Raw genomic sequence first — 8538 nt, 5'->3', positions numbered from 1 at the left:
CATCAACGCCAATGATCCACCACTCAGATCGAGGGGTTCAATACTGTTCGGCGCTGTACCAAAAGGAACTGAGGAAAAGCGGCATTCAGCCATCGATGACCGACGGGTACGATTGCTATCAAAATGCACTGGCTGAGCGCGTCAATGGCATCCTGAAACAGGAGTTCCTCACGGTCCGCTGTCGCACATTTGCGGAACTACAGGCGCTCCTCACTGAGTCGATCTACGCCTACAATCACCTACGGCCGCACTTGAGCCTCGGCATGGAAACGCCAGAATCTGTGCACAAAAAAGCCAGCTCCGATCAGAAGCTGGCTTAATTGAAAACCGTCAACGTATTTCAGGACGGGACAAAGAATCTGTAGGATGGGCAAAGCGAAGCGTGCCCATCAGGGCCTGAGTGATGGGCACGTCGCTGTAGGAGCCTGCTTGCAGGCGAAAAGCTACGGAGCTCCGTCCCTGTTCGCCTGCAAGCAGGCTCCTACGGATGTACAGTTTCAGCGCTAGTAAGAATCGCGTGCTGTCCCGTTACTGCTGCTTCATCAAGCGTTTCGCCTCGGCCTCGAGGTTCTTGTAGGGCTCGCCCTTGACCGTTACGCCGACGGCCTGGATCTCGCCGCCCTGTTCGGCTTTCCTCTCAGCAGTCCGAACAAGTCGTAGAAAAAACGCTGCATTTTCACCCGCCGCCGCCGACGCCAGTAGTTACGCGGCTCGCGTCAGATACTCCAAAGTTATTCACAGATCTATCCAAGTAATGTGTGAGTAACCGCAGTGTCACATTGAGCCGGACAGCCGCTAGAGTTGTTCGCGGCTGATACGATGGTCCATCGCCGGCGCCTGGTAGTCCTGCATCTGCCTGAGCAAGTGCGCCGGGTCGTCCGCTTCCAGCAACATATGCCGGTACTGTGGGAGCAGCAGTTCCTCGGCCACGCTGTGATCGAGGAAGGCGATTAGGTGCCGGTAATAGCCGGCCACGTTCAACAGCCCGCAGGGTTTTGCGTGAAAACCCAGCTGCGACCAGGTGAGAATTTCAAACAGTTCCTCGATGGTGCCGAGTCCACCGGGCAGGGCTATAAAACCATCGGACAGATCCGCCATCAGCGCCTTGCGCTCGTGCATGGAACCCACCACGTGCATTTTCGTAAGGCCGCGGTGCGGCACCTCCCTTACCGCCAGCGCCTCCGGAATAATTCCCGTCACACGGCCGCCCCGCGCCAGCACCGCATCGGCCACGGCACCCATAATGCCAATACTGCCCCCGCCGAATACCAGGCCGATATCCCGCGCGACCAGCTCCGCCGCCAGCGCATCGGCCGCTGCAGTGTACTCCGCGCGTCGCCCGGTGTTGGCTCCACAGTAGACACAGATATTTTTCATTCTTTTCCTTCTCTCAATCCCTGTTGGCTGATTCCAAAATATCTCCGCAAGCCGGAACTATTTACCCGGTTGGAACTGGTACACCACCTTGAGCCAGAAGTAGTCGCCTTCCGGTGTGTTCTCGGTATCCATTTCAGGCAGCCAGCTAAGTTCCACCAGGAAGTTGTCACTGCCCATCGGCAATAAATAGCCGAATACCGGCCCGATTCCCGCCGAGCGCTGCTCGAAGTCACCGGTGATGATTACTCCCGGCTTGCGGTCCGGGCTCAGCTGCTCTGCCCAGAAGCCGTTCAGGCCCAGGGTAACGAAACCGCTGCCGGCCTTGATCATCTGCTGGATGCTGGCATCCAGGTGGAACAGCCGGCCGCTGCGGTAGTCCGTGTCCGAATTCTCGTCATTGAACATGACACCGGCAAACGCCGAGAAATTGAAACCCGCCGCCAGATTCGAATAGGCAGCGCCCGCGGTCACGTCCAGCGCCCAGTAGTTGAGCCCCTCGTTGGCCAGCCGGCCGACTTCATAGTCGCCGGTGGGTGCGTGCGCGGCAACCAGGAAGTTGTATTGCCAGCAATCGTCCACCCAGGCCATCAGCGCCGGGATCAGCGTGGTATCCCCCAGTCCCGAGACGGAATCCTTTCGGCTGACGTTGCCGAAGCTGGTCTCGACCGCACCGGAAACCGTCACGTCTACCCACGACGGAAAAGCGCCGAGGCTGTAGTTGGCGCCCAGCACCGGTTGTTCGAAGGTATAGATAACACCGGGCGCAAAAGCATCGACATCGACATCCAGCCCCAGCGCCACCACGCCGGCGATGGGCGTGTCGGTGCTGGCACCGAAGTCGCCGCTGTAATGCATGTATTGCGGTTTGATCACCCAGCCGGGCTGCACCGGCGCCCGGTCGATCAGCGTGGCCATGGTGCCCGGCACGTAGTAGCCGATGCCGCCCTCGGTGGCATTGGCCATCGACGCCGGCAGCAGGGCTAGCGCACCGGCCAGTACCGCCGCGCAGGTAGCGGCACCCGCCGGCCGGGATAGGGAAACATTTGCAGTCACTCCGGCGCCTCCTCTGCGTCGTCGCTCCCATTTCCGTGGGAGAAGTGCAGATTCAGTTTAGCTGTCGCCTCCGGCAAACCTGGACCGTATTGTGTAAACCAGTCAGGTTTAGCGCGGGAGAACGTAAACAATTTGACAGTTCGCGCGATGAAGCTGGCGGCACAATGGATACTGCCCGCACTGTACTCCCCCGCAAGCGGATACAGACGTGACGCAAAAAGCCAATAGAGCCCTCGGGCACTATTGACCCCGGTGCCGCTGGCGCACACAACGCTTGGTGAGAGAGGTAAGAACATAATAATGAGCGATCAGAAGTTATATCCGCAGTTCCGCAACGCCGCGGAGTTTATTGAATTCCACTGCAACAAGTTTTCCGACAAGCCGGCCTACCACTGCCTCGGGCAGACGCTGACCTTCGCCGAGCTGGAAGAAAAGTCCCGCAGCCTCGCCAAGTGGCTGCAGTACGAGTGTGGCCTGCAAGCCGGTGATCGCATCGCCATCCAGCTGCCCAACATCACCCAATACCCGATTGCCGCCTACGCCGCGCTGCGCGCCGGCCTGGTGGTGGTCAACACCAACCCGCTGTACACGCCGCGGGAAATGAAGCACCAGTTCACTGACGCCGGCGCCCGCGCACTGGTGATCCTGGCGGACATGCTGCCGAAGTTCGAAGAGATCAAAGCCGATACCGGTATCGAACACGTGCTGGTGACCGGCGCCGCCGACCTGATCGCGCCGCCGCAAGATAAAAGCCACGGCTATTGCGACTTTGTCGCCGCGATGGAGCAGGGCACCGCGCTGCCGGAACTGCAACCGCTGACCGCCACCCGCGAAGATATCGCCGTGCTGCAATACACCGGCGGCACCACCGGCGTCGCCAAAGGCGCGGCGCTGACCCACGAAAATATTCTCGCCAACGCCGCGCAGATGCTCGACCGCATCAGCCAGCGCTGCAGCGAGGGCGAGGAGATTTTTGTCTGCCCGCTGCCGCTGTATCACATCTACGCGTTTACCGTGAACATGATGGCGCTGTTCAGCCTGGGCGCGATGAATGTCCTGATTCCGAATCCGCGCGACCTGGACGGCTTTGTCAAAACCATTCAACCGTTCGAGTTCACCGGCCTCGCCGGCATCAATACGCTGTTTGTCGGCCTGTGCCGTCACCCGGGTTTCCAGGCCCTGGATTTCTCCAGCCTCAAGGTCACCTTCTCCGGCGGCAGCGCGCTGACCAGCGCGGCGGCCGATCTGTGGCATTCCGTTACCGGCTGCCCGGTGACCGAGGGCTATGGCTTGTCGGAAACCTCGCCGGTCGCCACGCTGAACACCTTCGGCGCCGAGGAGATCGGCACCGTGGGCTCCCCGCTGATCCAGACCAAGGTGGAAGCCTGGGACGAGGACGGCAACGCGTTGCCGGTCGGTGAAGTGGGCGAGCTGGTGATCAGCGGCCCGCAGGTGATGCTGGGCTACTGGCAGCGCCCGGAAGAGACCGCCAAGGTGATGCACAACGGTTTCTTCCGCACCGGCGATATGGGCATGGTGCAGGCCAACGGCAATATCAAGATCGTCGACCGCCTGAAAGACATGATTATCGTGTCCGGCTTCAATGTGTACCCGAACGAAGTCGAGGACGTGCTGACGCGCCACCCGCAGGTTGTCGAGGCCGCGGTTACCGGCACCGAGGACGACAAAACTGGCGAGGCCGTCGTCGCGCACCTGGTGCTGGCGGGCGATATCAGCGAGCGGGAAATCGTCGACTACTGCCGCCAGGAACTGACCGCCTACAAGGTGCCCAAGCATGTGATCGTGCATAAGGAGCTGCCGAAATCGACCGTCGGCAAGATCCTGCGGCGCGAGCTGCGCGATCAGCCGGTGCCGGCGAGCGCCTGACTTAGGTTGAGCATCTCAAAGCTGTCGAATCAGAACGCGGGCCCAGGTCCGCGTTTTATGGGGTCATCTCTAAAAATTGTCATTCCCGCGAAAGCGGGAATCCAGAAACCCCACGGCCTATGGATTCCCCGTAAGCTTCACCACTTTTGGCGAGTCGTGGGGGCGACGAGAAACGGACCTTTTATAGGTGCCCTCGTGAAAATTCGGTGGGTTATCGGAGCAGAAAATCGCTATGTAGCCGAGCACTATCCGCTGGCTTTGCCGATCCGCCGGAATTCCTGATCAAACTGTCTCCGCCTCCGGTCAGGTGCGCCAGAAATACATCGGCCACTTCTTAACTTCCTCTCTATCGCTCAGTAGCAGTTATCTATCTCAATTGCGACTCAACGGATCTTGGGATACTGTGAGCAACTCCTGCTGGCCGCTGATTTATAGACTCTGGCGGCGCAACTTGCAGCTCAAATAATCGAATTTTATTGACGTTAACCAAAGTCAAAGGAGTGACTATGTTAGCAACGCACATGGATGCGGAGCGCAGATATAGCGCATACAGGTCGGAAGTTTTCAAACATGTAAAAGAAACTCTGACTTATTCTGACTCCCATCTCATAACCTTGGCGGATATTAACCAAAGGGCATTGGCTCAAGCGAGGCTCTGGGCGACCATCCCGGGAAGAGAGGTTGATTTCAACTGGGAGCGTGATTGCCAGCTCTATCGCAAGCGGTATCCCAAGCGCTTTGAGCTTGCTATCTGGTACCAGAACAGGCTGGAGTCGCTAGCCCTAGGGCGACCTTCCTACAATGGATCGAGAGTTCGCCTGGAACTTGTGGAACGGATTGCCGGGCATAGTTACTTGAAAGGGCGGGTATTCCTTATAACCGAACTTTCGTTGATCGCATATGCCAGTTTGCTGGGTGCAGAAGAGATCAGAATCATGGAGCCGATCAACGAGAGTGTTAAAAACTACTATGTTTCGCGCGGTTATACATATGTACCGTCAAAAGGCGCTAAATACTTTCCAGACTACTGTGTAAAGAAATTATGAAAGACAAAGGCTCTTATCAGGAAAGACTTAAAAAGATGAAAAGGTCCATTGAAAAAAACAAGGGCCTTCTGGAATCGGAATTTCCCGAGGACGTTACGCGATCAGGATCTCCCGATCTGATCAGGAAGCAAGACAACGAAATTGACAGCGACACTGGAGAGGATTCAGATGAAAAACAGGATAGAAGTAAAAAATCTTAACGAGGCCAAGGCTAGAATAGCAGCCGTTCTGAAGTCCGAGAAAAAAGTGGTTGCCCCGAATGATGTAACGCCAGGGAACAAAGACAAAATAAGTCTCGACAAGAAACCGAGATAGTAGGTGGGTGGAGAGGGCAGCTGCTCCCGCATCAATCTAAAATGTCTGCCCAGGGATCCTCGTCCACACTGGTTTTGCTACCGCTTTTCCCTGAAGAGCCGTCGTTACTGAGCAGCGCTTTTACGGCGCGGATCTTCTCCCTAGGTACCAGCATCAGTTCCGCCTCCAGGCCCTCGGCAATCAGCTCCAGAGAGCTCAACCGAGGGTTGCCGCCGGCTTCGATGCGCTGGAATTGCTGCTGGCTCATGCCAATGCGCAGATTCATGTCCTTCTGTTGAAGACCCAGTTGCAGGCGGCGCTTCTTGATCTGCGAAGTCAGTTCCATTGGAAGCCCCCATCAAACATCACATAAGTTGTTCAGAGCATAATTACAACTTATATGTTGTGCAATGCTGAATTTACATCATATATGCTGTTTCTGCCCACTCGTAGTTGGCCCGAATGGAACAACAACTTATGAGTTGCGCATGGAGCTATGGCTATCGCATAGGGACTTGGGTCACTATCGTGATCCATTAGCCTGATATCAGGCTTCTTCTGGTTCACTACAGTGGTCCAATGCGCTGCCAGTCGAGGTTCACCTAATCTAATCAGCTCAAAAGCTGAGCGAACAGAAATGAAACGAACCCCGGAACAGATTAGGGAATAGAGGCACCTGCTGAAACAGGGCATAGAAACGGGCGAACTAACCCTCGACCAGGCCTTGCACCGGATATGCAAGATCACCGGCATGAACCAGAAAGATTGCGCACAGAAAATTGTCGGCATCTCCCCGAGGACTCTGGCCGAAATCGAGCGCGACGCCGGCAATCCGTCCCTAAAAATCCTCAACAAAATCGGCCGCCCCTTTGGCCACCAAGTGGGCAGCGTGGCCGAAAAAACGCCAAGCTAGATTTGACTCCATTGCACGGATTTAAGGCGAACCCCATGTGGGAGCCTGCCTGCAGGCGAAAAAAGCGAGAGAAAGCCTCAGGGCGAATTCGCCTGCACCTATGTCGTAACCGTCGGGCGGATAACCGCCAAGCGCATCCGCCGCTGTGCCGTGGTATCGTTGACGGTTATATAAGAACCATGACCATGGAGACCCGAGATGGCGTCGAGGCCCCCCCAGTTTCTTACCACTTTCGCATTCCTATGGCTGCTAACTCCGCTGGTCTGGGCCGCCACCGCCACCGAGCAGCTGCAGAGCGTCATCGACGACCACTGGCAGTACAGCCTCAAGGAAGACCCGATCATGGCGGGCCGCATGGGCGTGCCGGATTACAACGACCGCCTGCCGGGTGTCTCTCGTGAAGACCACGCGCGGCGCCTGAAGGCCGAGAAAGCATTCCTCGCGCGCCTCAAGCAGATCGACGCGGGCCAGCTCAGCGAAGCCGAGCGGGTCAACCAAGAGCTGCTCACCTGGGTGCTGCGCAATTCCACTGAGGGCAACCAGCTCTTTGTCGACCGCATTCCGTTCAATACCTTCTACAGCTTCTGGGCCGCCGCGCTCGAGGCCAACGACGGCCTGGCGATGACCAAGGTGCAGGACTACGAGGACTACATCGCGCGCATCAAGGATTTCGGCCGCTACTTCGACGAGAACATCGCCAATATGCGCCAGGGCATCAAGGATGGCTTCGTGCAGCCGAAGATCGTCGTCGAGGGCGTGGCGCCGACCGTGCGGGCGCAGGTGAAAGAAGACCCGAAGCAGAGCAAGCTCTACGAGCCCTTCGAGAATATGCCCGCGTCCATTTCAGTGAAGGAACAGCAGCGCCTGCGCGCCCGCGGCGAGCGAGCGATTAAAGCGAGCGCGATTCCCGCCTTCGCCCGCGTAGCTGACCTGCTCGAGGGTGACTACATGAAGGCCGCCACCGACTCCATCGCCATCGAGGAGCTGCCCGGCGGCAAGGACTACTACCGCCACGCGATCAAAACCTACGTGACGCTGGATATGGACCCGGCGGAAATCCACAAGATCGGCCTCGGTGAAGTGAAGCGCATCCGCGCGGAAATGGACCAGCTGATCAAGGACTCCGGCTTCAAGGGCAACTTCGAGGAATTCACCGAGTTCCTGCGTACTGACCCCCAGTTCTACGCCAAGACGCCGAAGGACCTACTCAAGGAAGCTTCCTATATCGCCAAGAAGATCGACTACCAGCTGCCGGAATTCTTCGGCAGGCTGCCGCGCATGCCCTACGGTGTGGTGCCGGTGCCGGACGAGATAGCCCCCAACTACACCACCGCCTCCTACAATAACGCCGCCATCGGCGGCACTCGCGGCGGCGCCTACTGGTTGAACACCTACGCCCTGGACCAGCGCCCCCTGTACGAACTGCCGGCCCTGTCCCTGCACGAAGGCGTGCCCGGCCACCACCTACAGAACGCCCTGAGCCAGGAACTGGAAAACGTGCCCGATTTCCGCCGCAACCTCTACCTCAGCGCCTTCGGCGAGGGCTGGGGCCTCTACTCGGAGCGTCTCGGCAAGGAAATGGATGATATCTACACCACCCCCTACGAACACTTCGGCCGCCTCAGCTACGAAATGTGGCGCGCCGCCCGCCTGGTGATCGACACCGGCATCCACTCCCAGGGCTGGAACCGCCAGCAGGCGCTGGACTTCCTCTCCGACAACACCTCCCTGTCAGACGCCAACGTGCGCGCGGAGGTAGACCGCTATATCTCCTGGCCGGGACAGGCGCTGTCTTACAAGATGGGGGAGATCAAGATTCGCGAGCTACGCGAGAAAGCCGAGAAGGAGCTTGGGGATAAGTTTGATCTGCGCAAATTCCACGATGCGGTGTTGGCAAATGGGGCTTTGCCGATGGAAATGCTGGAAGCGCAGCTGGAGCGATTTGTTGCCGAGGCGCGCAATCAGTGA

Annotated in this window: 9 protein-coding genes; 6 read left to right on the top strand and 3 right to left on the bottom strand. The window is 58.0% G+C overall.

Features of this window, described 5'->3' with window-relative positions:
* A partial coding sequence (locus tag BUC36_RS18445; RefSeq protein WP_143187049.1) for an integrase core domain-containing protein occupies positions 1 to 320 on the top strand: 320 nt, incomplete at its 5' end.
* A gap of 475 nt (positions 321 to 795) precedes the next feature.
* On the opposite strand, the gene BUC36_RS18440 is transcribed toward BUC36_RS18445, so the two are convergent.
* Both BUC36_RS18440 and BUC36_RS18435 read right to left on the bottom strand, forming a co-directional pair.
* Positions 796 to 1377 (bottom strand): LOG family protein, encoded by a 582-nt coding sequence (locus BUC36_RS18440; protein ID WP_073277962.1) that lies wholly within the window; start codon positions 1375 to 1377, stop codon positions 796 to 798.
* Between the two features lie 57 nt (positions 1378 to 1434).
* Positions 1435 to 2430, bottom strand: coding sequence for a SphA family protein (locus tag BUC36_RS18435; protein ID WP_200797326.1), 996 nt, complete (start codon positions 2428 to 2430; stop codon positions 1435 to 1437).
* Positions 2431 to 2730: 300 nt separating this feature from the next.
* Here BUC36_RS18435 and BUC36_RS18430 point away from each other — a divergent pair, with 300 nt between their 5' ends.
* From BUC36_RS18430 to BUC36_RS19285, 3 genes are all read left to right on the top strand, one after another.
* Positions 2731 to 4317 carry an AMP-binding protein gene (locus BUC36_RS18430; RefSeq protein WP_073277960.1) on the top strand — a complete coding sequence of 529 codons (1587 nt, stop codon included), beginning with the start codon at positions 2731 to 2733 and terminating at the stop codon, positions 4315 to 4317.
* 506 nt (positions 4318 to 4823) lie between these two features.
* Positions 4824 to 5363: a hypothetical protein gene (locus tag BUC36_RS18425; protein ID WP_073277958.1), complete on the top strand. Its 540-nt coding sequence runs from the start codon at positions 4824 to 4826 to the stop codon at positions 5361 to 5363.
* The gene (locus BUC36_RS19285) at positions 5360 to 5563 is read left to right on the top strand and encodes a hypothetical protein (RefSeq protein WP_073277956.1); all 204 of its coding nucleotides are present in this window, start codon (positions 5360 to 5362) and stop codon (positions 5561 to 5563) included. Before BUC36_RS18425 ends, BUC36_RS19285 begins: the two co-directional genes overlap by 4 nt.
* 146 nt (positions 5564 to 5709) lie before the next feature.
* Here BUC36_RS19285 and BUC36_RS18415 read toward each other — a convergent pair whose 3' ends face one another.
* Positions 5710 to 6003: a helix-turn-helix domain-containing protein gene (locus BUC36_RS18415; RefSeq protein WP_073277954.1), complete on the bottom strand. Its 294-nt coding sequence runs from the start codon at positions 6001 to 6003 to the stop codon at positions 5710 to 5712.
* A 405-nt stretch (positions 6004 to 6408) separates the two neighbouring features.
* Here BUC36_RS18415 and BUC36_RS18925 point away from each other — a divergent pair, with 405 nt between their 5' ends.
* Together BUC36_RS18925 and BUC36_RS18405 are read left to right on the top strand one after the other, a co-directional pair.
* Entirely contained in the window at positions 6409 to 6570 is a 162-nt protein-coding gene (locus tag BUC36_RS18925; protein WP_143187050.1) for a helix-turn-helix transcriptional regulator, read from the top strand.
* Positions 6571 to 6768: 198 nt separating this feature from the next.
* Positions 6769 to 8538 (top strand): DUF885 domain-containing protein, encoded by a 1770-nt coding sequence (locus BUC36_RS18405; protein ID WP_073277950.1) that lies wholly within the window; start codon positions 6769 to 6771, stop codon positions 8536 to 8538.

Origin of the sequence: Microbulbifer donghaiensis, from assembly GCF_900129095.1 — a bacterium.
GTDB lineage: Bacteria > Pseudomonadota > Gammaproteobacteria > Pseudomonadales > Cellvibrionaceae > Microbulbifer > Microbulbifer donghaiensis.
The sequence above is the reverse complement of the archived record's forward strand: the minus strand, read 5'-3'. Positions and strand labels throughout refer to the sequence as shown.

Bases quoted from the DNA above. Each gene is read 5' to 3' on its own strand.
- BUC36_RS18430 (WP_073277960.1), top strand. From the start codon at position 2,731: ATGAGCGATCAGAAGTTATATCCGCAGTTCCGCAACGCCGCGGAGTTT.
- BUC36_RS18415 (WP_073277954.1), bottom strand. From the start codon at position 6,003: ATGGAACTGACTTCGCAGATCAAGAAGCGCCGCCTGCAACTGGGTCTT.
- BUC36_RS18425 (WP_073277958.1), top strand. From the start codon at position 4,824: ATGTTAGCAACGCACATGGATGCGGAGCGCAGATATAGCGCATACAGG.
- BUC36_RS19285 (WP_073277956.1), top strand. From the start codon at position 5,360: ATGAAAGACAAAGGCTCTTATCAGGAAAGACTTAAAAAGATGAAAAGG.
- BUC36_RS18925 (WP_143187050.1), top strand. From the start codon at position 6,409: ATGAACCAGAAAGATTGCGCACAGAAAATTGTCGGCATCTCCCCGAGG.
- BUC36_RS18405 (WP_073277950.1), top strand. From the start codon at position 6,769: ATGGCGTCGAGGCCCCCCCAGTTTCTTACCACTTTCGCATTCCTATGG.
- BUC36_RS18440 (WP_073277962.1), bottom strand. From the start codon at position 1,377: ATGAAAAATATCTGTGTCTACTGTGGAGCCAACACCGGGCGACGCGCG.